Origin of the sequence: Streptomyces sp. NPDC007971, from assembly GCF_042958635.1 — a bacterium.
GTDB lineage: Bacteria > Actinomycetota > Actinomycetes > Streptomycetales > Streptomycetaceae > Streptomyces.
Genome location: NZ_JBIBJK010000010.1, coordinates 94,468 through 116,907, shown reverse-complemented (window position 1 = coordinate 116,907; position 22,440 = coordinate 94,468). Strand labels below are relative to the sequence as shown.

Sequence of the window (22,440 nt, the reverse complement as noted above, 5' to 3'; positions counted from 1 at the left end):
GGTTACCCAACTCCTCCTCGATGGTGAGGGAGGCACGGTAGCGTTCCTCGGCCTGCTGGTAGTCCCCCCGCAGCTGCGCGATGATGCCGAGCTGGTGGTAGCTGCTGGCGATGCCGGAGCGGTTACCCAACTCCTCCTCGATGGTGAGGGAGGCACGGTAGCGTTCCTCGGCCTGCTGGTAGTCCCCCCGCAGCTGCGCGATGATGCCGAGCTGGTGGGAGCTGGTGGCGATGCCGGAGCGGTTGCCCAACTCCTCGCTGATGGTGAGGGAGGCGCGGTAGTGTTCCTCGGCCTGCTGGTAGTCCCCCCGCTCCTGCGCGATGGTGCCGAGCTGGTGGGAGCTGCTGGCGATGCCGGAGCGGTCGCCGAGCTCCTCGCTGATGGTGAGGGAGGCGCGGTAGTGCTCCTCGGCCTGCTGGTAGTCCCCCCGCTCCTGCGCGATGGTGCCGAGCTGGTGGGAGCTGGTGGCGATGCCGGAGCGGTCGCCGAGCTCCTCCTTGATGGTGAGGGAGGCACGGTAGCGTTGCTCGGCCTGCTGGTAGTCCCCCCGCAGCTGCGCGAGCCTGCCGAGCTGGTGGTAGCTGGTGGCGATGCCGGAGCGGTCGCCCAACTCCTCCATGACGGTGAGGGAGGCACGGTAGCGTTCCTCGGCCTGCTGGTAGTCCCCCCGCAGCTGCGCGATGATGCCGAGCTGGTGGGAGCTGGTGGCGATGCCGGAGCGGTCGCCCAACTCCTCCTTGATGGTGAGGGAGGCACGGTAGCGTTCCTCGGCCTGCTGGTAGTCCCCCCGCAGCTGCGCGATGATGCCGAGCTGGTGGGAGCTGGTGGCGATGCCGGAGCGGTCGCTCAGCTCCTCGGCGATGGTGAGGGAGGCGCGGTAGTGTTCCTCGGCCTGCTGGTAGTCCCCCCGCTCCTGCGCGAGCCTGCCGAGCTGGTGGTAGCTGCCGGCGATGCCGGAGCGGTTGCCCAACTCCTCGTCGATGGTGAGGGAGGCGCGGTAGTGCTCCTCGGCCTGCTGGTAGTCCCCCCGCACCTGCGCGATGATGCCCAGCTGGTGGATATAAGCGGCAGCAGTGCGGGAGCCGGCCGGGACCCAGGTGAGGGATTCCTCTACCAGGCGTTGTTCCCAGTCCCAGGCTCCCCAGGTGTGCAGCTGGGAGCACACCCCCTGGGTGACAGTGTCGGCTTGGTCGAGGTCGCCTCCCTGGTGGTGGTGATGGCGTACCTCGATGAGCTGGGTGATGTCGTCGGTGAGAGGTTGGGGCCACATGCTGACGCGCCACTGCCAGTAGGCGGCGGCCCGCTGGTGAGCGGCTTTGAGTGCGTCGGAGTGGGCGCGCCTGCGGAGTGCGTCGGCGGTCCAGTGGTGCACCGTCACGCCGGTGGGCGGGCTGCCCGGTTCGTCCTGGGGTGCGGGGGCTGGGGAGACCAGCCCGAGTTTGCACAGCCGCTTCAACGCGTTCCTGCCCTGGCCGTTCAGGTCGACCGGAGGGCGCCGGAGCTCCTTCACAATTGCTGTGTATTCGGTGATCGTCTCGGGTGTCAGGCCGAAGTTGTTGTCCGGTCCTGCTCCGGCCGCGTGGGCCTCGGCAATGCGCGCGCCGATCGTCTCCAGACTTTGCAGGAGGGCGGGGTCGGGTTCGGGGGGTGTGGTCAGCTGGGACAGCTGCCAGGCGGCCCCGGTGGAGTCGACCGGGGTGCGGTAGATGGCCATCCCGTCCAGCAGCCGCCGTGCGCCGGGCACGTCTTCGAGCTGGTCGAGGAGGGTGTCGAGAAGGATGTCGTCGACCGCGAGGGTGACGGTCTCGGCCAGTGCCGTGTCCAGGTCACCCTTAACGTCTGCCAGCCAGCGTTCGGGATCGGGAATGCCGCGGTTCTCCAGAACGGCTTCCATGCGGTTGGCGATGTCGGGGAAACGCGCTTGGCCGCCGCGCAGCAGGGCGTCGAGGTACTCCAGGGCGCGCGGGTGGCCTCCGACGTCGGTGTACGCGCGGTGCTGGTCGGCGGGGGTGAGGGTGTCGAGGCCGGGCAGGCGCCAGATGAGTTTGCGGGTCTCGGCCAGCGACAGCGGTCCCAGGTGATGGGTGGTGAGCCGTTTGTGGGCGCGCTGAGGGAGGCTGAAGGGGTAGCGGCTGGTGACCAGCAGCTTCGTCTGCGAGCTCGCCGCCGCCCACGTCGCCAGGAAAGCCGCCAACGCCGGGTCGGACAGCTCCCAACCATCGCCTGACCGAACAAGCAGATCTTCGGCATTGTCCACGACCATCAGCACCGGAAGCCGCGGCAGCACGGTCTGGCGGACCAGCTCCCACCGGTCCCGCCATGGCGAACGGGCGTCCATCAGGGCCAGTGCGGCGCGCCGCAAAGCGTCGGTCTCCGCCAGATCCTCGGTCACGCAGTGAGTGTTCAGGCGCTGTCGCAGGGTTTCCAGGACGGCGTCGACGGTACGGGTCGTGCTGGCCGCAACCGGCACGATCAGCCGGTCCTGGGCGCCGTAGTGGTGCAGGAGTTCGGCGGCCAGCGTGGATTTGCCGACCCCACCGATGCCATGCACCAGCACCCCCGCCTGCTGGGGATCCCGCAGGGCTGACAGCAGCCGGCGTAGCTCGGCGCGCCGGCCCACGAACTCACCGGCCTTGCGCACCACCATGCCCTCGTCCAGCACTGTCTCTGGCACGACTGGCACCCGGTCGGCGCCGGGGGCGCGGTCGAATAAGGGCAGCGGGGGGCCCGCCAGGAACAGCGCCGGGGTCGCCCACTCCGGCCACGCGGCGCGCGGATCGTTCTCCGGCAGCTGCCGGCGCCGGGTCTCCAGGGTGCGGCGGGCCTGGGAGAGAGCGGTCAGCGGGTTGGGGTGCTCGGCCCGCGCCAGCGCCTCGTACATCTCTGCAGCCAGTTCGGTGGCGTAGTGGTCCGTGACGGAATCGGTCATCGCCAGCACCGCCGGCACCCCGCGCTCCAGCAAGGCGCGCGCCAGCCCGGCCCGGACCCGCCCCACCTCACTCACAACATCAGCACCGGGCCCTTCAGCGTCGGAGTCGGAGCCCCCCTCGTCACCTGAGGGCAGCTCTTCCGGTTCCTCCGCATCCTGTGTCACGGGGGTGCGGGCGGTGGAACAGCCGGCCAGCACCACCAACGGAACCCCTCGATCGGTGGGCAGGCCCTCTGCCATGAACCGCTGCGCATCGACCTCGTCGACCTGGCCCTGCTCGCCTTCCAGCAGCAGGATGCCCGGCTTGGCATGGCAGGACAGGTGCAGGATGTGGAAGCGTTCCCGCTCCAGAATCCTGCGGATCTCGGCGAGGCTGCCCCAATTCAGCACCCGCACGTAGGCGCCGTGCTCGGACCGTGCCGGGTCTACGGCGTCCAGGATCCGGCCCAGCTCCCGCTCGTAGTCAAGAAGTTCACCCCCGCCGGATTCCGGGCTGGCCACCACCGCCAGAATCCGCAACGGACCCGGCACCTGCACCGCGACCGGCGGACTCTGGCGCCGCACCGTGCGGTACAGCTCCACCTGCTCCGACAGCACCAACGGCCGTACCGCACCCGGAACAGTCAGGGTCTCCCACGGCAGATCTACCCACCCCGGGTCATCCACTGCCAGCCCGATCCGCAACGACGCATGACGCGCCTGGGCCAGCTGCTCCTCCCGGGCCAGAGCCGCCGCCACCTCACCGCACACGAACCGCTCACCCAGCGCCCCACCCACGGCAACCAGCGCCCCTGCCACCCCTCCGGGAGCGGCTGTCTCCACCAGGGACGGCGATCGCCGCGTGGCCAGGCCGCTGGTGGCCCGAGTACGGGCTCGCTGCAGCATCCATAACTGCTGCTCAAGACCGCGATCCACCCCGCGCGGCACACAGGACATCTCACCGCCCACGGTGGAGAACGCCACCGCCCCCGTGCCGACCCGTAACTCCGCATGCGTGGGCCCGTCCGGCCGGTAGGCCACCGCATCGGGCACCACCAGCGCCCCGCCCCGCTCCGGGCGCTGCGCCGACGACAGCCCCCGCACCGCCCGCTCCACCTGCCTCACCCGCTCCACGTACTGGGCCGGGGAAGCCACGTAACGGAAGTCGATGTACAGCCGCGCTGCGATGAAAGGCGGCAGCTCCACCTCGCCCAACAGGACCGGGATCAGGCGCTGTCCTCGCTTCACTGCGGCGGCCACGGCGGCATCGAACTCCTCACCGCACCACCCGGACTCCACCCAGTGCCGGCTGACGACAGTCACCACAGCACCAGCTGTCGCCAGCCCGTCCTGCAACCGCGACGCCACCCGCTCGCCCCCGACCAGCTCCCACTGATCCAGCCACACATCAAGACCCAGCCGATGCAGATTCTCCGCCAGGGTCTTCGCCCACGGCTCATCCTCATGCGCATACGACACGAACGCGTCGAACCGATCAACCTCAGCCACACCGCACCCCCCGAACCGGGCGCCCCTGCACCAGGTGAGCGCCCCGGCAACTGGTATTCACGCCGACCACACGCTAGAGCACCCCAGGGCCCCCTACGCCTGGAATGGCCTCATTGCCCCCTACCCATCGGCGGCCCGCGATACGATCCACAACCCCGCAAAACACTGCGCGAACCGGACGCGACGGGCTGCTGGGCGGTCTTACGCAAGGTCGGTGCAGCGGCTTTGGGGTGGCGCTGCTATGGCGCGAGTGATCATGGCCCCGTAAGCTTGCGGCGTGTCGGGCAGTCTGTGGACCTGCCCGGTAAAGCACGACGTTGGGGCCATGATCTGCGAGGCTCGCGCCAAAGTGGCTCCGTAAAGCCGCGGAGCCGACCGCCCCAGCCACGGTGTACCCCTTCTCTGGCATCAGGCGGCTGGTTGCTGTGCGCGCGGCACGGGCGCCGGCCGGGCTGGAGCGGGGCGGAGACAGGAGCGTAGGTCCGGCCGGGGGCCGGGCCGCGCGCGGTGAGCGGAGCGAGCCGCCTTGAACTAGTAGAGAAAGTTGTAACTCACTCTGTGGGCCGGGGCTTGAAGTCGTAAGCGCAGGCTGGGAGTTCGATGCCCTCGCGATGGGCGAGCGGCAGGTAGGTCACCGGTCGGATCGTCCAGGTGATGCGGGTGTCAGCATGGGTGACGGACACCGTGCAGGACTCGGAACGCAGCAGGGCTCGTCTGGTCTCGGTCCGGTCGTCGTACAGCCACTCCCACGCCTCGTCCGAAGCGTCCGCATCCAGCGCTGGCGAGATCGTGCGCAGCGCAACCGCGACCCAGCGATCAGCCTGTGGAGCTGAGTAGGCGTCGAAGGATGCCAGTAGCGCCGGCCCCCGCTGCTCAGTGAGGTCTTCCGTCCAGCACTCGCACCAGAAGCCGCGTCGGGTGTTGCCCATCAGCACGGGTGGCCTCCTCCGTGAGTACCCGCGAACAACTCCGCGGTGACCGTGTGGCCCTGGTCGCTGTCGTGGACGACCACTCGATGGGCGATCGCGCTGACCATTCCCAGGCCTCGGCCGTGCTCGGCGTCCTGGTCCTGGTGCTCGACCTTCGGAGCGCTAGCCGCGCCCCCGTCGTCCGTCACCGACACTGCGACCACCTGTGCCGAGACGGCGACGGCCAGGTGGAAGCTGCCGGACTCGTAGCCGCTGGCCGTGTGGAGGATCGCGTTCGCGCTCAGCTCGCTCACGATCAGTTCGGCGTCTTCCGCTAAGGGGGAGTCTCGCAGGATGTCGCGGGTCCATCGGCGGGCCCGGCTCACCTCTTCCGGGAATCCTGGGCAACTGAGCCCCCAGACCTTCGCCGTACTCGTATACTCGTGCATACAAGTTCCTTCATGCTGGTAGGCCGCCATGTGCAGCGGGTTCGGGCTAGACGAGTTTCACGCCGTCGTGGGCGCGGATGGCCGGCGGAGACGCCGCGTCGAGTGCGTCCAGGACGCGGATCGCGTACGCCTCGTCGGCAAGTTCGGATACCTCTTCGCGGGTGGCCCAGCGCAGTGCGCGGGTCTCGTCGCCAGTGGTGGGCGTGCCGTCTGCGGCCTCGCAGCGGAACACCAGCGAGACGATCAGGCCCGTCATGTTCTTGTAGACGCCGGTCAGGGTCGCCGGAAGGGCGATTTTGATGCCGGTCTCTTCGAGGACTTCGCGCTGGAGGGCCTCGGGGATGGTTTCCTCGCGTTCGAGGACGCCGCCCGGCGGCTCCCAGTGACCGTTGTCCCGGCGCTGGATCAGGAGGGCCCGGCCATGGTCGTCGACGACGACTCCGGCCACGCTCACGGAGTGCGGGCGTTCTGTGCTCACGTTCCTCGGCCCTCTCGGCTGGCTAGGCTCTCCACCGTAGCAACACCACTCGCCCACTCGTCTAGATACCTAAAGGAGTACTCAACGTGAGCCCTCTCCCTTCGGGCCTTCTCGGTGATCTCGATCCCACGAGCGATCGTGCGGTCTTCCGGCAGATCGCCGACCAGCTGCGTGAGGCCATCGACCGTGGGCGATTCCGCGAGGGTGAAAAGCTGCCCTCGGAAGCCGAGCTTGTGGATCACTACGGGGTGTCCCGGATGACCGTCCGCAACTCCTTCTCCGTCCTCACGGGCGAGGGCCTGGTGCACGCCGAGCACGGCAAGGGCGTCTTCGTCCGGCCCCGTCCGCCCGTGCGACGCCTCGCCTCCGACCGGTTCGCCCGGCGGCACCGGGAGCAGGGCAAGTCCGCCTTCATCGTGGAGGCCGACGCGGCCGGCGGTCACCCCAAGGTCGACAGCCTGGAGGTCAAGGAGGAGAAGCCGAGCCAGGACATCTCCACCCGGCTCGGGTCCGTGCGGAGAGTCCTCGCCCGTCGGCGCCGGTACCTGCTCGACGGGAAGCCGGTGGAGTTCGCCGCCTCCTACCTCCCACTCGACATCGCCCGCGGGACCCCGATTGCCGAGCCGAACCCCGGCCCCGGCGGCATTTACGCCCGCCTCGAAGAGCTGGGTCATCAGCTCGACCACTTCGAAGAAGAGATCCGTGCCCGGATGCCCTCGCCCGCCGAGGTCAAGACGCTGCACCTGGCGGCCGGCGTGCCCGTCATCCACCTGATCCGTACCGCCTTCGACACCGAGGGGCGAGCGGTCGAGGTCTGCGACACGGTCATGGCGGCGGACGCGTACGTCTTGTCGTACCAGCTTCCGGCGACGTGACCGGATGAGCGGCGGCACGGCTCTAGGCGGTCGGTTCGCCCTCGTCGTCGGGGGTGCGAGGCGTGAACATGCGGCCGATGTTGTTCCACATGAAGCTCTCCCGCCAGTCGGGCTTGTCGGCCACCCAGGCGAGGAGTGCTTGCAGGACCTTCTCCTGGGACACCGTCTGTGTCTGGTAGTGCTCCGTGGGGACGCCGTCGCGGTGTTCCAACTGGTAGGTGTTGTTCTCGCGGAACCAGACCTGGATGTACCAGTCGCCCTCGATGGCCTCGTCCTGCCGCTCAAGGATCAAGTACTCGTTCCCGCGTCGCAGGTTGGCGAGCATGGTTCCTATGGCTGGCTTCGAGGGCCGCTTCACCACGTGGCCTCGGCCGTTGGTCGCAATCAGCATGGGTGGATTCTGGCGGGTGGGTCTGACAGGGGCTCAGGGCACTTCTCCGAACTCGTACATCCCAACAGGCATACTCGTATAGACGAGTGGGCAAGTTGTGTGGCAAGGTGATCGCGCGACCCCGGGAGATCGGGTTCGCAGATTGCATCTTGTATAGACGAGTGGATAGGAGTGTGTGCCTTGCGCACCATCCGTGTTGAGACCGCCGCCGCCACGATCCTCCTCACCGAGGCACCGGAGCCGAAGGTCCGCGACCGGCAGACCGGCGAGATCGCCAAGGACGCCACCAGCGGCGAGGCGCTGATGACTATCGGCGTCGTCTACATCGAGGAAGGAGAGTCCTCGCTCATCAAGGTCACCATCCCCGAGGGCGGTGTCTCCGAGGGGCTGGTGCTCGGCTCGCCGGTCTCGCTGCCGGGGCTCATCGCCCGGCCGTGGGAGAGCGTCTTCAACGGGCAGCAGCGTCACGGAATCGCCTACCGCGCCGCCGCCGTCACCCCGGCCGCCTTCCCGAACGCCATGGGGAACGCTGCCTGATGTCCGACCTGACAACGCTCCTGGGAGTGGGTGGTCCTGTCGCCGCGCTCGGCGCTGGGGCCGCCTATGCCCGGGCCAAGCACCCCGTCCTCTTCTGGTGCACGGTCGGCGGCCCGGCGTCCACCGCCCGGCTGCTCAGCTCGTACGCCTCGGTCATGGAGGCGTGCGGCCTGACTGTGGCGCCCTCGCGGCTGCGCGTCCTTGCCATGAAGGCCACCACCCGACGTGAAGTGCGGCCGGTACCACCCCGCCGGGGCATCATCCGGCCCACCACGACCGGCTTACGGCTCCGGCTCCGCCTCGCGCCCGGACAGGAACCCGCCGACCTCGCCGCCTCGGCCGAGCGCCTTCGGCACGCCTGGGGCGTACACGCCGTCTATGTCACCACCGTCAAGCCGGGTGTCGTGGAACTGCGCCTGGTCGGCTTCGACGTCCTGCGCAAGGTGCGCATGCCACGCAAGACCGAAGCAGGGTTCCTCAAGGTCCCGGTTGCGCTGCGGGAGGACGCCATGCCCTTCGTACGCGACTACCGGACCGTTCCCCACCAGCTCACCCTCGGCGCAACGCTGTCGGGCAAGTCCATGTACCTGCGCCACCTCATCTCCGGGCTCGCCCCTCAGTGCGTCGCCCTGGTCGGCATCGACTGCAAACGGGGTGTGGAGCTGGCGCCCTTCGCCCCGCGCCTGTCCGCGCTCGCCACCGACCCGGCCGAAGCCGCAGATCTGCTGCCAGTGCTCGTGAAGGAAATGGAGGACCGATACGACCTGATCAAGGCCCGGCAGGGCATCGCACCGGACACACCTGAGGAGGAGATCACCTCCGACATCTGGGGCCTGCCCAGAAGCGAACGGCCCGTGCCCATCGTGCTGTTCGTGGACGAAGTCGCCGAGCTGTTCCTCGTCGCCACGAAGAAGGACGAGGAGCGCCGGGACGAGATGGTCACCCAGCTCATCCGACTTGCCCAGCTCGGCCGCGCGGCCGGCATCTATCTGGAAGTCTGCGGGCAGCGCTTCGGCGCCGAACTCGGCAAGGGCGCCACCATGCTCCGCGCCCAGCTCACCGGCCGTGTCTGCCACCGGGTCAACGATGAAGCCTCCGCCAAGATGGCCCTTGGCGACATCGCACCGGAAGCCGTCCTGGCTGCCTGCGCCATCGCCCCCGAACGTCCCGGCCTCGCCGTTGCGGGGGACACCTCAGGCGGCTGGTCCCGCATCCGCACCCCGTACCTCTCCCTCGGTGAAGCCGCCGACATCTGCCGGGAGTGGGCTCACCTGGTGCCCGACCTGCCCTCGCTCACGCCCTTCCGGCCGGACGTTCCCGCAAGGCCCATCGAATCCACGGGCCCGACTGTCCAGCCGCGGCCCGCCACTGACTGACCCATACCTCGGAGCCGCCGCTACTCGACCACCCTCGGCACCCTCCGAGACGCCCGTGCCGAATGGCGTCGAGCGCAGGCAGCAACGGCGAACGCCCCGACGCCAGGCACGACTTACGTCCTTGCGCACTGGGTCTTCGCCGGAACCGGCTTGTCCGACGCCGAAGCCTGGCTCGCCGCATCCCTTGAACCTGCCCCCGGAACGGAAGGAGAGCCCACCGCATGAACGACCGCTACCTGTCAGTCGACCAGGTGGCCGAGCTGCTCGGCACGACCGCCCGCTTTCCCCGGCGGCTCATCGAGGAGCGGCGTATCCAGTACGTGAAGGTCGGCCGGCACGTCCGTATCCCCGAAACTGCGGTCGAGGAGTTCATCAAGTCCCGCACGGTGGAGCCGCTGAGGCGGCCTCGTCCGCGCTATGGGAGGGCTGCCTGATGGCCAACGGCAAGGGCAGGCGGCGTCGCTTCGGAGCCATCAGACGGCTCCCCTCCGGTCGGTACCAGGCGCGTTATCCGGGCCCGGACGGCGTCATGCGTCCGGCACCGTTCACCTTCGAGACGACGGCAGACGCCGACGACTGGCTCGCGGAGAAACAGACCGAGATCCGCCGGGGAGAGTGGCGAGACCTCGAGGCCGGAGCGGTGAGCTTCCGTGCCTACGCCGACAAGTGGGTGGAAGAACGCGAGTTGGCCCCGCTCACTCAGGACCTCTACCGCTACCTCCTCGACAAGCACCTGACTGCTTTCGCCGACTCGGACCTGGACGAGATCACCGCCCCGCGCGTCCGCGAATGGAGAGCCGAGCAGCTCCGCGTCACGGGTGCCAAGACGATGATTGCCAAGGCGTACCGGTTCCTCAAGGGCGTCATGGAAACGGCCGTCGACGACGAGCTGATCCAGCGCAACCCGTGCCGGATCAAGGGGGCCGGTAAGGAGAAGGCCGCCGAGCGCCGTATCGCCACCGTCGCTCAGGTCGACGCCCTCGCCGAAGCCGTGGGGATGCGGTGGCGGCTCATGGTCTACCTCGGCGCCTACGGCCCGATGCGGCCGGAAGAGCTGGCGGGCCTCCGCCGCCGGGACGTCGACCCGGACACCCTCCGCATCCGCGTTCGTCTCGCCGAGCCGGAGCGGATGAACGGGCGACGCGTCCAGGGCGAGACCAAGAGTGAGGCCGGAACGAGGACTGTGATTCTTCCCGCGTTCCTCCGCCGGGAGCTCCGCTGGCACCTGGGGTCGTACGCCGAGCCGGGACCCGATGGACTGCTCTTCGTGGGGGAGAAGGGGGCGCCCTTCCGCCGTAGCACCTTCGGCCGGAAGTGGCGCAAGGCGCGCGAGATCGTCGGTATGCCCGAGGGCTTCCGGTTCTACGACCTCCGGCACACCGGGCACACGCTCTCCACCCGATCCGGTGCCACGCTCAAGGACACGATGGTTCGCGCCGGGCAGTCCTCCGAGAAGGCGGCGCTGATCTATCAGCACTCCGACGACGAGCGGCAGGAAGAGGTCGCCGCCGGCCTCGACGCCACCGTCCGGAAGGCACGGGCCGTCGCAGCCAAGAAGGCGCCTGACAGGCCTTCTGGCACGGATCTGGCACGCGACGACTGATCACGATGGACAGCAAAAAGGCCCGGGTCGCTGACCTGGGCCTTCTTCATGGAGCGGGTGACGAGAATCGAACTCGCGCTCTCAGCTTGGGAAGCTGATGTTCTACCATTAAACTACACCCGCGTAATATGGACAGATCGACTCTGGAGGAGTTGATGTCCGAACGCTCGCTCACTGTACCTCATCGCCGACCGCCCGTGTGGGGAGCATGGGTGGCGGGTCGGGCGGAGGCGGGGGATCCCCGTGCGGGGGAGTGGAGTTGGGGCGTACCGTGGGGGCCCCGGAGAGGGTCCGTGCGGAGCCGGAGAGCCTCCTGGAGAGTTGTCTCTTTGATCCCGTAATGTGGCTTTTGTCGTCAGGGCAGTAAGCCGGACACGGCTCTTGGGGAAGGGACTTGAGGGATTTGATGCAACGCACCGTCGTTCGCTGTGCGGACGGGCATGTCTTCAGCACCGCTTCGTTCCCGATGCAGCAGGCCGAGCGGCTCGGCCCCGGTCGGCTGCTGAGGTGTCCCCGGTGTGCCCGGCTCCGCAGTGTGGTGCCGGTCACCCTGGAGAAGCGGTAGCGGACGGAGCGGTCGACCGCTCCGGCGGGACCGGACCAGGAAGATCGAAAGGCGCGCGGGTCGTCACGATTGTCACGGCTCCGCGCGCCTTGCGTATCCTCGGGACGTGCTTCTCTCAGACAAGGACATCCGGGCCGAGATCGACGCCGGGCGGGTACGGATCGATCCCTACGACGAAACCATGGTGCAGCCGTCGAGCATCGACGTCCGGCTGGACCGGTACTTCCGGGTGTTCGAGAACCACCGGTACCCGCACATCGACCCCTCGATCGAGCAGGCCGACCTGACCAGGCTGGTCGAGCCCGAGGGGGACGAGCCCTTCATCCTGCACCCCGGCGAGTTCGTGCTGGCGAGCACCTACGAGGTCATCTCGCTTCCCGACGATCTCGCCTCGCGGCTGGAGGGGAAGAGCTCGCTCGGGCGGCTCGGGCTCGTCACGCACTCCACTGCCGGGTTCATCGACCCGGGCTTCAGCGGACACGTGACCCTGGAGCTGTCCAACCTCGCCACCCTGCCGATCAAGCTCTGGCCGGGGATGAAGATCGGCCAGCTGTGCATGTTCCGGCTCAGCTCGCCCGCCGAGTTCCCGTACGGCAGCGAGCGCTACGGCTCCCGGTACCAGGGGCAGCGCGGGCCGACCGCATCGCGGTCCTTCCAGAGTTTCCATCGGACCCAGGTGTGAGGGCGACGACGACATGAGTGACGTGGTGCGGGAGAACCTGACCTACGAGCGGTTCGGTGCCGCCATCCGCGAGCTGGCGCAGACCATCGCCGACGACGGGTACGAGCCCGACATCGTGCTCAGCATCGCCCGTGGCGGCGTCTTCGTCGCCGGCGGGCTCGCCTACGCCCTGGACTGCAAGAACATCCACCTGGTGAACGTGGAGTTCTACACGGGCGTCGGGACGACGCTGGAGATGCCCGTCATGCTGGCGCCCGTCCCCAACGTGATCGACTTCTCCGACAAGAAGGTGCTGATCACGGACGACGTCGCGGACACCGGCAAGACGCTCAAGCTGGTGCGCGACTTCTGCCTCGACACCGTCGCCGAGGTGCGCTCCGCCGTGATCTACGAGAAGTCCCACTCCCTCGTGAAGTGCGAGTACGTGTGGAAGCGGACCGATGAGTGGATCAACTTCCCTTGGAGCGTCCTGCCTCCCGTGGTGAAGCGCGAGGGGCAGGTTCTCGACGCCTAGTGCGGCACGACCACGGCACGACCACGGCAAGGGCCCGTTGAATCCGCCCCCTGAAGAAAAGGGGGGATCCGCAGTCAACGAAGACGTCCCGTCGGGAAGCAGACGTCTCAACGGGAGAGGGTGATGTCGGCCTCGGCGATCGACGGGCTGGCCGTGAGCGCGTCGATGATCTGCTGCTGAGAGGTTCGCGTGCGGTCGTCCATGGCGGTTCGGGCCGCGACCGGATCGCGGTCGCGGATCTTTTCCCAGACCATGCGTCGTTGATGTGCGGCTGATGCCGAGAACGGAAGCGATGCCAAGGTGATCCGCAGAACTCGTTCCAGCGTCGAAGACCTGGATGACCGACCGGGCCAGCCTGTCGTCACCGCAGTTGTCGGCGATGATCGCATCGAACTCCAGAGTGGCGCGGAGGAATGCCTCGATGCTCTCCGTATCGCGATGCTCGTCGGACTGGCCGAGGAGTTCTTCCATCCGGGCGAGATCATCCTGCGGGCAGCCGCGCTCTGCCGCGAGGGCGGCGGCCTCCGTCTCCAGAAGCCGGCGGAAGGCGCACAGATCGCGTGCCCCCTTCAAGGTCACAGGCAGGATCCGGTATCCCGAGCGGGGGAGCACATCGACCAGCCCGTCTCGCTGCAGCCGCCTTCGCCGGCCTCGTCGAAGTGGGTGCGTGCACCGTTGACCGCGACATAGCGGCCAGTGATCGGTTCGAAGACGGTCATCGCTCAACCCCTTGCGGGTCACATGCAGGGATTTCTCGGCCATGTGGCAGCGGCTCACTGTCAGTGTGAAGCCATCTGAGATCTCTGTAGTGGCAAACGGAGATCTTAGATGCTGGCAAGGGGATGCGATGGACTTCGAGATCCGGGAGACCCGGACGGTAGCTCAGGGGCCGAACAAACGTGCCGCGGGCCGCGTCGCCCGCGGTGAAACGGGGGGATGTCCCGGACCGGCCCCCCTGACGGTCCCTTAGGGGATGTCACAGGTCGGCCGCAAAGCCCGGCCCGGACGCCCGGGCCGGGCACGCCACTCCGCGGGACCGGGTACGTTCGTTGACGTGGCTGGATTCAGGATCGGACGTGGGGGCCGTGACAACCGCACCCCCCAAGGACAGCAGGCGCCGCAGGGATCGTCGCACGGACACGGGCGGCCCTCGGGACCGTCGTACGGGCAGGGACAGCCCGGGGGGCCCTCCAACGGGCAGCGGGGACCGTCGTACGGCCGTCCGCAGGCGCCGCAGCCGCCGTACCCGCACCAGGGGTCGCAGAGACAGCAGGGCGGCTACCCGCAGCCCGGGCCGTCCTACGGCTACCCGGGCCCGGCCGACGACGGCCCGGAGTACTTCGGCGACGGCGGCTACCCGGGCCAGGGGCCGGGCGGCGGCCACGACCCGTACGCGGCGAACAACCCGGGCCACACCCAGGCCTTCTCCGTCGACGAGGCCGCCGGCTACACCCGGGGCGAGACCTACCACGCAGGTTCCGCCGCGCCCTCCGGCCCCACCGGCCCGCCCCTGCACTGGAAGGAACTCCTGCGGGGCATCGTGTTCGCCCCCAGCCCGACCTTCCTGCGCATGCGGGACTACACGATGTGGGCCCCGGCCCTGATCGTCAGCTTCCTCTACGGCCTGCTCGCCGTCTTCGGCTTCGACACGGCCCGCTCGGACGCGATCCACGCGACGCTCTCCAACGCGGTCCCGATCGTCCTGATCACGGCCGTCGCGATGGTGCTGAGCGCCTTCGTCCTGGGGGTGGTCACCCACACCCTGGCCCGCCAGCTCGGCGGCGACGGCGCCTGGCAGCCCACCGTGGGCCTGTCCATGCTGATCATGTCCCTCACGGACGCCCCCCGCCTGCTGTTCGCCATGTTCTTCGGCGGGGACGCCGGCTTCGTCCAGCTGCTCGGCTGGGCCACCTGGATCGGCGCGGGCGCGCTGCTGACGCTGATGGTCTCCCGCTCCCACGACCTGCCCTGGCCGAAGGCGCTGGGCGCATCGGCGATCCAGCTGGTCGCACTGCTGTCGATCGTGAAGCTGGGCACGTTCTGAGATCGGCCGAACACCGGCAGGACGACAGGAAGGGCCCCCGGCACAGCGCCGGGGGCCTTCCTTCGTCGTCGCGGCATGTGGCGGGCAGGGGCGGCCGGCTCAGCGGATGGCCGGCTCCCGGGCCGGGGCGGCGGGGTTGCGGGACTCGGTGAGACGGGTCTTCAGGGTCTGGGCGCCGAGGGCGAGGCAGACGCCGAGCAGCAGGACGTAGAACACGCCGATCTTGCGCAGGTCGTCGAGGAAGTACCACACCGACGTCAGCCCCGTGAACCAGAACGCCACCAGCGCGATCCCGCCCGAGCGCTCGTCCCGGTAGCCGGCGGTCAGGCACAACCCGGCGACGAGCCCCAGCAGCAGGGCGATGACGACGTACTCCGTCTCCCAGCCCGTGTTGGCGCGGGAGAACGCCGACCACACCGCCACGGCCTCCGCCACCGGAGCCCAGGCCACGGCGCACGCCAGGCGCGCCGACCACAGCAGCAGTACACAGCCCGCGAGGCCACTGAGCAGCGCGACGAGAGGGAAGTGCTCGGTGGTGATCATCTCGGACCGCGACACCACCACCGCGAGGGTGCTGCCGAGAAGCGCGACCATCCCCTCCGGCGTGGGCTGGAACGCCACCCGGCCCAGGGACCGGATCCGGTCCCGTCCCGTCGCGGGCCGGTCGGGCCGCGCGGCCTGAACCGGCACGGGCGGCCGGTCCGCCCGGGCACGGGGATCCATGGCGGTCGGGGCCGGCATCGTGGGCGCCGTGGGTATCCGCGCGGCCCGGTCCAGTTCCGCCTTCATCTCCGCCGCGTCGGCGAACCGGCCCTCCCGGCGCTTGTGCAGCGCCCGCAGCACGACCGCGTCCACGGCCGGCGGCAGCCCCGGGCGCAGCCGCGACGGCGGCACAGGCTCCTGCACCAAGTGCTGGTGCATCACCGAGAACGGCGACTCCCCGGTGTACGGAGGGCGGCCGGTCAGCAACTCGTACAGCAGGCAGCCCACCGCGTACAGGTCCGTCCGGTGGTCCGTGTCGCGGCCTTCGATCTGCTCCGGTGCCAGATAGGCGGGCGTGCCGACCGCCACGCCCGTCCCGGTCAGCCGGGTCGCCGTCTCGCTGAGCGCCTTCGCGATGCCGAAGTCGAGGACCTTGGCCGTCCCGGCCCGGGTGAGCATGACGTTCGCCGGCTTGATGTCCCGGTGCACTATGCCGTGGCCGTGGCTGTGCTGCAGGGCGTCGAGCACCTGCCCCGCCGCGTCCACCGCCTGCTCGGCCGGCAGCGGTCCGTCCCCCAGTGCCTGGGCGAGGGTCCGGCCCTCGACGTACTCCATGACCAGGTAGGGCACGGCGGAGCCGTCCACCGCGTCCTCGCCCACGTCGTACACGGTCGCCACGCCGGAGTGGTTGAGCGCGGCGGCCGCGTGTGCCTCGCGCTGGAAACGGGCGAGGAACTGCGGCTGCCGCACCAGCTCGGCGGAGAGCGTCTTGACCGCGACGGTACGGCGCAGGCGGTGGTCGACGGCCCGGTACACCGTGCCCATCCCACCGTGGCCGAGCTGCTCCACCAGCTCGTACCGCTGCCCCAGCGTCCTGTACTCCACCGCGTTTCCCCCAACGGGCCGTCCACGTCCTCGTACGTGTCGACGCCGGCAGTCCGCGGTTCGCAGATCGCCTTCGACACACGGAAGGAGACCCTAGACGCCGGGCACCGTTCCCGTGGGGCGACGTGATCAGAGCCTCATGCGCCCGCGGCCGCCAGGCACAGGGCGCTCCCACGGCGCCTCTTGCGACGGTGGGACCGGCCGCGGTGTCACTGGCTCATCAGACGGCCCAGGCCCGGGTAGCCCGTGGTCGGCACACCGGTGGTCGCCGGTCCGAAGGAGACCGCGCCCGTCGTACGGATGCCGGAGGCGGAGCCACGCAGGCTCCACACCGCGCCGTCGGAGTCGTTCTCACCGAAGGCGCCGACGGACAGGTCGGCCTTGTGGTCGCCGTTCAGGTCGGACAGACGGACCGCCGAGCCGAAGAAGTCGTTGTCCTCGGAGCTGCCCGGGACACCGGCCGTGTCCTGGGAGAAGGACTGGGCGCCGGTGCCGGTCAGGCCCGCGGCCGAGCCGCGCAGCACGGTGACGGAACCGGTCTGCCAGTCGGGTCCGATCGCCTCGTAGATCGCGCCGACCGCCACGTCCGCGTGGCCGTCGCCGTTGACGTCGCCGACGGAGAGGGAGTGGCCGAACCAGTCGCTCTTCTCGTCGGAGCCGGGCACACCGGGGCTGTCCTGGGTGATCGTGGTCTGCGGGGTGGAGCGGACGCCGCTCGCGCTGCCCAGGTAGGCGCGGACCGCGCCGCCGAGGTTCGCGGAGCCGGTGCCGGGGGGAACGGCCGCGATCACGTCGTCGTAGCCGTCGCCGTTGAGGTCGCCCACGGCGGCCGTCTCGTAGCCGCCGGAGCGCAGCACCGTCTGCAGGGTGAGCGGCGAGGGGCCCGCCGAGCCCGTGTAGACGAGCTGGCCGTCGTCGTACGTGAAGTCGTCCGGGTGGTACGTGCCGGTGATCACCAGGTCGTCGGTGCCGTCGCCGTTGACGTCGGCGGCGGACAGGGCCTCGGCGCCGTAAATGGCACCCGTCTCCAGATCGGTGTCGAGGACGAACCGGGACGCGGCCCCGGAGGCCTTCGTGAAGCCGCCCCGGAAGATCCACACGTCCTTGCCGGTGCTGCCGACGGCGAGGTCGGCGCGGCCGTCGCCGGTGAAGTCGCCGACCGCCAGGGACTGGCCGTAGTCGTCGTGGGCCGAGGGCGCCGGGTCGGGGACGGTCCAGGCGCCCGAGAGGCCGTTCTTGCCGCCTCGGACGACGACCGCGGTGCCGGATTCGCCGTTCTCGTCCGGGACGCCGACGACGAGGTCGGCGTAGCCGTCGCGGTCGAGGTCGCCGGAGGCGAGGGCCGAGCCGAACTCGTCGCCCTGCTCCGCCGTGCCCGGGACGCCCGCGGTGTTCTGGGTGATCACCGTGTGCCGGGACCCGCTGATCCCGGATCCGGAGCCGTAGTTCACGACCACGGCACCCGCCCGGGCCTTTCCGCCGACGGTGGCCGAGGGCGCGGCGGTGACGAGGTCGCGGTAGCCGTCGCCGTTGAAGTCGTCGTAGAAGCGCGCGGGGGCGGCCGAGGCAGCCGGTGCGGCCAGGACCAGCGGGGTCAGGCCGGCGGCGAGGAGGGCGGCCGCGAGGGCGGCGGGAGCGGCCTTGCGCGGACGGGACATCGGGGGTTCCTCCGGGAGGTCATGGGAGGGCCGGGCAGGGGGCACGGGGCGGCCGGGCGGGAGAGCGGGGGGCACGGGGCGGTCGGGCGGGAGGTGGCAGGTGTCGTGGGGGCGCTGCCGGGTTCACGAGGCGGCGGCCGTACGGCCGGGCCCGCGGGGGTGCGGGTCCGGCCGTACGGTGCGACGGGGGTGCGGCGGATCAGTCGGCGAACAGGGCGCCGAACTGCGGGGTGCCGGTCGTCGAGACGCCCACGTTGCTCGGGCCGAAGGAACGCGAACCGCTCGCGGTGATCTTCGTGCCGTCGGACGGCAGGTAGGTGACCGCGCCGTTGGCGCTGTTCTCGTACGACCCCACGACCAGGTCGGCCTTGCCGTCGCCGGTGACGTCGTCCAGCTTGACGTCGGCGCCGAACAGGTCGCTCTTCTCGCTGGTGCCGGGGACGCCCGGGGTGTTCTGCTCGAAGGACTGGACGCCGGTGGAGGTGTTCACGCCGGAGGCCGAGCCGTACAGGACGGTGACCATGCCGGTGTTGCTGACGCCGTCGATGTCCTCGTCCGGGCTGCTGACGACGAGGTCCTGGTAGCCGTCGCCGTTGATGTCGCCGAGGTCGAGGTCCCAGCCGAAGGCGTCGCCCTTCTCGGAGGTGCCGGGCACGCTGCCGGTGTTCTGGGTGATGCCGGTGGTGGAGGCCGGGCCGGAGGCGGAGCCGTAGGTGACGTTCACGCGGCCGCCGTTGGAGGCGTCCGGGACGGGGGTGCCGTCCTCGGTGGTGGCGTCCCAGCCGGCGCCGCTGACGATGTCGCCGAAGCCGTCGCCGTTGATGTCGCCGATGGCGGTGACGATGCCGGGCTTGAGGGCCTTGGCGGAGGAGCCGCTCAGACCGCTCGCGGTGCCGGGCAGCCAGTAGTTGGTGTTCCAGCCGTACTTCGTCGTGGTCTCGTAGCCGTCCACGACGAGGTCGGTGCGGCCGTCGCCGTTGATGTCACCGGCGGTCAGGCTCATCGGGCCGAACGGGTAGTCGTTGGTGCCCGGCTGGATGGGCGGCTTGACGGTGGTGCGGCTGCCGTAGGCGCCGGTGGTGCTGAAGCCGCCCTTGTAGAGGTAGAGGGTGGCGGAGGAGCTGCCGACGGCCAGGTCGGCCTTGCCGTCGCCGTCGAAGTCGCCGGCGGCCAGGTCCTTGCCCCAGAAGTCGTGGGAGGAGGGGGCCGGGTCGGGCACGTCGGAGGCCTGGCCGGTGAGGCCGCTCTTGGAGCCCCACAGGATGGCGACGCCGCCGCCGTTGGTGTCGGTGCCGACCTTCTCGTCCGGGCTGCCGACGACGAGGTCGTCGTAGCCGTCGTTGTTGAAGTCGGCGTACGCCAGCTCGGCGCCGAAGGCGTCGCCGGCCTCGGCCGTGCCCGGGACGCCGGAGGTGTTCTGGCTCAGGGTGGAGCGCTTGGCGGAGGTGACGCCGGTGGTGGTGCCGTAGAGGACGACGACCTGGCCGGCGCCCTTGTGGCCGCTGACGTAGGCGGTGGCCGCGCTGGTGGCGACGTCGCCGATGCCGTCGCCGTTGAAGTCGGCCTTGGCGACCTTGAAGGAGTCGGCGGCCGTGGCGGGCGAGGCGGTGAACGTGAGCAGACCGCCCGTCAGCGCGGCCGCGGTGGCCGTTGCGAGGGCGAGTCGGCGGTGCGTGTGCATGCTGTTCTCCTGCGGCATGCGGGGGATGCCTGGCGGGCATCCGCAGTCGATGGGGTGCGGACCGTCCGTGTTCGCCGTGAGTTGTCCAACGGTTAACCAAACGGTCGGCGAACAGGAGACCGGCGCCGCCGCGTAAGGGTTGTACGTGAGTTCGGTTATTTTTCGCCAAGGGTGGGGCGGGGCCCGGCCACGTCAGCGGGGCCGCCGCGGCAGGGCGCCCGGGCCGGGGCGTGGGACTCCGTGTCGGCAAGCGCCCAGTACAGCGTCGCGCGGGAGGCATGGAGCGCCTTGGCAATGGTTGTGACGCTCTCCCCCTTGGCCTTACGCGCCTTGGCCGCAGCGAGCTTGTCAGCATCCATGACGGTGGGCCGGCCGCCGGTCCGGCCCTGAGCCTTGGCAGCGTCCGGCCCGGCGCGCGTCCGCTCAACGATCATGTCTCGCTCAAGGTTCCGGTGTTCTTCGTCGCCATGCCCTGATCGTCACTGCCGTCACCTACGCCGACGCGCCACGCACCTCTAGCCAGGAGCGCAAAGGCTTCCCAGTGCGCTGTACGGCTGTCTGCGGGCACGAGAAGGCCTCGCCCGATCCCCAGACCAGGGATTCCCGAGCGGGGCTCATAGGGGAGCTCAAGCGCCTACTTGGCTGGCGTCTGCGCCCAGTGCACGGCCACCCGTTCCGCCGTGTTCGCGTTCCGGCCCCTACCCACACTGCGTGCCACGTTCACACGGTCAACGAACAGCGCAAGGAACTCCCGTCGTTCGGAAAGGGTCCAACCGGCCCACGTCGACTCCGGCCCCAGCGGGTCACCCTCCGGGTCCGTCCACTCCGAGGGGATCGCCACCGTGCCAGCCTCGGCGGTCCCCAGTTCTTCCACGCGTCCGGCCGTTCGCGCCTCGTGCGCTGTCAACCGCTCCACGGACTCACGGAACACCTGGTCACCTACGCCACCCACGTACAAGCCTGCTGCCTGCCTGTCGACATACAGGGTGCGGAGCGCTTCCCGTACGTGTTCCAACTCGGCGCGTGCAGCTGCTAGTTCGGCCTGTCGCTCGCCCGTGTCCGCTTGCGCTGCAAACCGGCGTGCGGCCTCGGCGAGCCATTCGAGGTCTTCCGGGTCTTCGGGGTCCAGGGCTGTCAGGCGGGACCACACGGTACGGGCCACCACGTCATCGGCATCGTCCATGTTGATGGCCAGACCCCCGTGTCCCGGTACGGCGCCGGACTGGGCCCGGTTGCAGCGATAGAGCTGCTTGCCGTTCCTCCGGTCGGTCACCATGGACGACCGGCAGACGCCGCAGAAGAGCATCCCGGCGCCACCCAGCAGCGACGGCACGGAGCGCCCACCCTGGCGAGCCGCCTGGGGCGCACGGCCGTCGAGTACGTCTTGAAGGCGCCACCAGTCATCCGGCGGAATGATCGGCTCATGCGCAGCCAGCGGGGCCCCTGAGTCGTCGCGCAGGATGACGCGTTTGGTCCCCTGGCGTTCGGCGGCGTAGCCAGCAAGGCGCGGGTCACGGAGGATGCGGAGCACAGTGGACGACACCCACGTCGTACGCTCCAACGGCTGGCTTGTGCCTCGGGCCCGGCGGGCGGTCACACGCGCTGACATGTCCGCTGCTTTGGTCGGCACTCCCTCAGTGTTCAGCTTGCGAGCGATGGCCGATGCGGTCATGCCGCCCAGGGCCCAGGACACCATGTCGCGCACGTACGGGGCCTCAGCGGGATCGGAGATCAGCTTGACCACCACCAGTTCTCCACGCGGCTCACGCGTCGACTGGAAGCCATACGGGGCCATGCCGGACACGTGGGAGCCGGCAGCGCGCAGAGTCTCTTTCGTCGCCGTGATGTACGCGGACTTGAGGTCGCTCTCCTGCTGGGCCAGCGCAGCGATAAGGCCGAAGATCGCGACGCCCATGGGGGTGGAAGTGTCCAGGTAGGGCTCTTCGACGCTGACGAGCAGCACGCCGTGTTTGGCCAACTCCTCATTGATCAGCATGGCCTCAAGGGCGCCCTGTCGAGTGAGGCGGGACAGCGAGAACACGACCACTGCGTCTACGTGCCCGGCGCGAACGGCGGACATCATCTCCTCGAACTCCGGCCGGACGACCTTGGGGTCCCAGCCGGATTTACCGACGTCGGCGAAGTGACCCGCGTTGTCCCAGCCTTTGGCCGTGATCAGTGCCTCGCACTTGGTTCGCTGCGCTTCGGGGGACGACGCGGAGTCGTCCTCACGCTTCTTTCACTGCCGGATGTAGGACACTGCGCGCACATGGTCCAGGTGAGGGGTCCAGTCGGGGCCCCGTTTGACGAGAGGTGTCATGTGCCTAGCGTAGTCAAGATCAATGTGCTGACCGTGCCCGCCGAGCAGCGGGAGACGCTGGAGAAGCGGTTCGCCTCGCGGGCCCACGCCGTGGAGAACTCCGACGGCTTCGAGTGGTTCGAGCTGCTGCGGCCCGTCGAGGGCACCGACACCTACCTCGTCTACACGCGCTGGCGGGACGAGGAGTCGTTCCAGGCGTGGATGGAGGGGCCGATGAAGGCGGCGCACCAGGGCGGCGCGGAGGGCGAACGGCCGCGCCCGGCGGCCTCCGGTTCCACGCTGTGGTCCTTCGAGGTGGTGCAGCAGGCGGGTCCGAAGGGGGCCTAGCGCAAAGACGACGGCGCCCCCTGCCTGT

At 69.6% G+C, this 22,440-nt stretch carries 20 protein-coding genes, 1 tRNA gene and 3 pseudogenes; 10 read left to right on the top strand and 14 right to left on the bottom strand.

Annotated features, from left to right (window positions below):
• The 4 genes from ACFZCP_RS22215 to ACFZCP_RS22200 form a co-directional block, all read right to left on the bottom strand.
• Positions 1-4,417, bottom strand: a 4,417-nt coding sequence (locus ACFZCP_RS22215) for a tetratricopeptide repeat protein (protein ID WP_391429161.1), incomplete at its 3' end; no start/stop codon positions are given.
• Between the two features lie 551 nt (positions 4,418-4,968).
• Positions 4,969-5,346 (bottom strand): hypothetical protein, encoded by a 378-nt coding sequence (locus tag ACFZCP_RS22210; protein ID WP_391429559.1) that lies wholly within the window; start codon positions 5,344-5,346, stop codon positions 4,969-4,971.
• Positions 5,346-5,774, bottom strand: coding sequence for an ATP-binding protein (locus ACFZCP_RS22205; RefSeq protein ID WP_391429159.1), 429 nt, complete (start codon positions 5,772-5,774; stop codon positions 5,346-5,348). The genes ACFZCP_RS22210 and ACFZCP_RS22205 overlap by 1 nt, the downstream gene beginning before the upstream one ends.
• A 46-nt stretch (positions 5,775-5,820) precedes the next feature.
• Positions 5,821-6,228 (bottom strand): NUDIX domain-containing protein, encoded by a 408-nt coding sequence (locus ACFZCP_RS22200; protein ID WP_391429557.1) that lies wholly within the window; start codon positions 6,226-6,228, stop codon positions 5,821-5,823.
• A 110-nt stretch (positions 6,229-6,338) separates the two neighbouring features.
• On the opposite strand from ACFZCP_RS22200, the gene ACFZCP_RS22195 reads away from it, so the two are divergent.
• Positions 6,339-7,127 (top strand): UTRA domain-containing protein, encoded by a 789-nt coding sequence (locus tag ACFZCP_RS22195; protein WP_391429156.1) that lies wholly within the window; start codon positions 6,339-6,341, stop codon positions 7,125-7,127.
• 22 nt (positions 7,128-7,149) lie between these two features.
• Here the strand turns inward: ACFZCP_RS22195 and ACFZCP_RS22190 are convergent, their stop codons facing one another.
• Positions 7,150-7,518, bottom strand: coding sequence for a hypothetical protein (locus ACFZCP_RS22190; RefSeq protein WP_391429154.1), 369 nt, complete (start codon positions 7,516-7,518; stop codon positions 7,150-7,152).
• Positions 7,519-7,698: 180 nt separating this feature from the next.
• On the opposite strand from ACFZCP_RS22190, the gene ACFZCP_RS22185 reads away from it, so the two are divergent.
• The 5 genes and pseudogenes from ACFZCP_RS22185 to ACFZCP_RS22165 all read left to right on the top strand — a co-directional run bounded on the left by ACFZCP_RS22185 (position 7,699) and on the right by ACFZCP_RS22165 (position 11,034).
• Complete coding sequence (locus ACFZCP_RS22185; RefSeq protein ID WP_391429152.1) at positions 7,699-8,055, top strand: hypothetical protein; 357 nt, start codon at positions 7,699-7,701, stop codon at positions 8,053-8,055.
• Positions 8,055-9,431, top strand: coding sequence for an FtsK/SpoIIIE domain-containing protein (locus tag ACFZCP_RS22180; RefSeq protein WP_391429150.1), 1,377 nt, complete (start codon positions 8,055-8,057; stop codon positions 9,429-9,431). The genes ACFZCP_RS22185 and ACFZCP_RS22180 overlap by 1 nt, the downstream gene beginning before the upstream one ends.
• Before the next feature lie 9 nt (positions 9,432-9,440).
• A pseudogene (locus ACFZCP_RS22175) lies at positions 9,441-9,656 on the top strand (replication initiator); the annotation flags it as partial.
• Positions 9,653-9,865 (top strand): excisionase family DNA-binding protein, encoded by a 213-nt coding sequence (locus ACFZCP_RS22170; protein WP_391429148.1) that lies wholly within the window; start codon positions 9,653-9,655, stop codon positions 9,863-9,865. The pseudogene ACFZCP_RS22175 and the gene ACFZCP_RS22170, both read left to right, overlap by 4 nt.
• Positions 9,865-11,034 carry a tyrosine-type recombinase/integrase gene (locus ACFZCP_RS22165; RefSeq protein ID WP_391429146.1) on the top strand — a complete coding sequence of 390 codons (1,170 nt, stop codon included), beginning with the start codon at positions 9,865-9,867 and terminating at the stop codon, positions 11,032-11,034. Before ACFZCP_RS22170 ends, ACFZCP_RS22165 begins: the two co-directional genes overlap by 1 nt.
• 49 nt (positions 11,035-11,083) lie before the next feature.
• Here the strand turns inward: ACFZCP_RS22165 and ACFZCP_RS22160 are convergent.
• Positions 11,084-11,157: transfer RNA gene (locus ACFZCP_RS22160), tRNA-Gly, on the bottom strand.
• A gap of 548 nt (positions 11,158-11,705) precedes the next feature.
• Between ACFZCP_RS22160 and dcd the strand changes: the two genes are divergently transcribed.
• Both dcd and ACFZCP_RS22150 read left to right on the top strand, forming a co-directional pair.
• Positions 11,706-12,281 carry a dCTP deaminase gene (gene dcd / locus ACFZCP_RS22155; protein ID WP_362698472.1) on the top strand — a complete coding sequence of 192 codons (576 nt, stop codon included), beginning with the start codon at positions 11,706-11,708 and terminating at the stop codon, positions 12,279-12,281.
• Positions 12,282-12,294: 13 nt separating this feature from the next.
• Positions 12,295-12,795, top strand: a complete 501-nt coding sequence (locus ACFZCP_RS22150) for a phosphoribosyltransferase family protein (protein ID WP_391429144.1) — start codon at positions 12,295-12,297, stop codon at positions 12,793-12,795.
• A 107-nt stretch (positions 12,796-12,902) separates the two neighbouring features.
• On the opposite strand, the gene ACFZCP_RS22145 is transcribed toward ACFZCP_RS22150, so the two are convergent.
• Together ACFZCP_RS22145 and ACFZCP_RS22140 are read right to left on the bottom strand one after the other, a co-directional pair.
• A complete protein-coding gene (locus tag ACFZCP_RS22145; RefSeq protein ID WP_391429142.1) occupies positions 12,903-13,049 on the bottom strand; it encodes a hypothetical protein in 147 nt (48 codons plus the stop codon).
• A 130-nt stretch (positions 13,050-13,179) separates the two neighbouring features.
• A pseudogene (locus ACFZCP_RS22140) lies at positions 13,180-13,557 on the bottom strand (FCD domain-containing protein); the annotation flags it as partial.
• A 211-nt stretch (positions 13,558-13,768) separates the two neighbouring features.
• Between ACFZCP_RS22140 and ACFZCP_RS22135 the strand changes: the two are divergent.
• On the top strand, positions 13,769-14,839 hold the full coding sequence (locus tag ACFZCP_RS22135) for a YIP1 family protein (RefSeq protein ID WP_391429140.1): 1,071 nt from the start codon (positions 13,769-13,771) through the stop codon (positions 14,837-14,839).
• 99 nt (positions 14,840-14,938) lie between these two features.
• Here the strand turns inward: ACFZCP_RS22135 and ACFZCP_RS22130 are convergent, their stop codons facing one another.
• From ACFZCP_RS22130 to ACFZCP_RS22105, 6 genes and pseudogenes are all read right to left on the bottom strand, one after another.
• Positions 14,939-16,426, bottom strand: a complete 1,488-nt coding sequence (locus tag ACFZCP_RS22130) for a protein kinase (protein ID WP_391429138.1) — start codon at positions 16,424-16,426, stop codon at positions 14,939-14,941.
• Positions 16,427-16,635: 209 nt separating this feature from the next.
• Positions 16,636-18,084, bottom strand: coding sequence for an FG-GAP-like repeat-containing protein (locus ACFZCP_RS22125; RefSeq protein WP_391429136.1), 1,449 nt, complete (start codon positions 18,082-18,084; stop codon positions 16,636-16,638).
• A 199-nt stretch (positions 18,085-18,283) separates the two neighbouring features.
• A complete protein-coding gene (locus ACFZCP_RS22120; RefSeq protein ID WP_391429134.1) occupies positions 18,284-19,765 on the bottom strand; it encodes an FG-GAP-like repeat-containing protein in 1,482 nt (493 codons plus the stop codon).
• Between the two features lie 155 nt (positions 19,766-19,920).
• A complete protein-coding gene (locus tag ACFZCP_RS22115; protein ID WP_391429132.1) occupies positions 19,921-20,199 on the bottom strand; it encodes a helix-turn-helix domain-containing protein in 279 nt (92 codons plus the stop codon).
• A 200-nt stretch (positions 20,200-20,399) separates the two neighbouring features.
• Entirely contained in the window at positions 20,400-21,071 is a 672-nt protein-coding gene (locus ACFZCP_RS22110) for a recombinase zinc beta ribbon domain-containing protein (protein WP_391429554.1), read from the bottom strand.
• A 72-nt stretch (positions 21,072-21,143) separates the two neighbouring features.
• A pseudogene (locus tag ACFZCP_RS22105) lies at positions 21,144-21,974 on the bottom strand (recombinase family protein); the annotation flags it as partial.
• 111 nt (positions 21,975-22,085) lie between these two features.
• Between ACFZCP_RS22105 and ACFZCP_RS22100 the strand changes: the two are divergent.
• Positions 22,086-22,412, top strand: a complete 327-nt coding sequence (locus ACFZCP_RS22100) for an antibiotic biosynthesis monooxygenase (protein WP_391429130.1) — start codon at positions 22,086-22,088, stop codon at positions 22,410-22,412.
• The last annotated feature ends 28 nt before the right edge of the window (positions 22,413-22,440 follow it).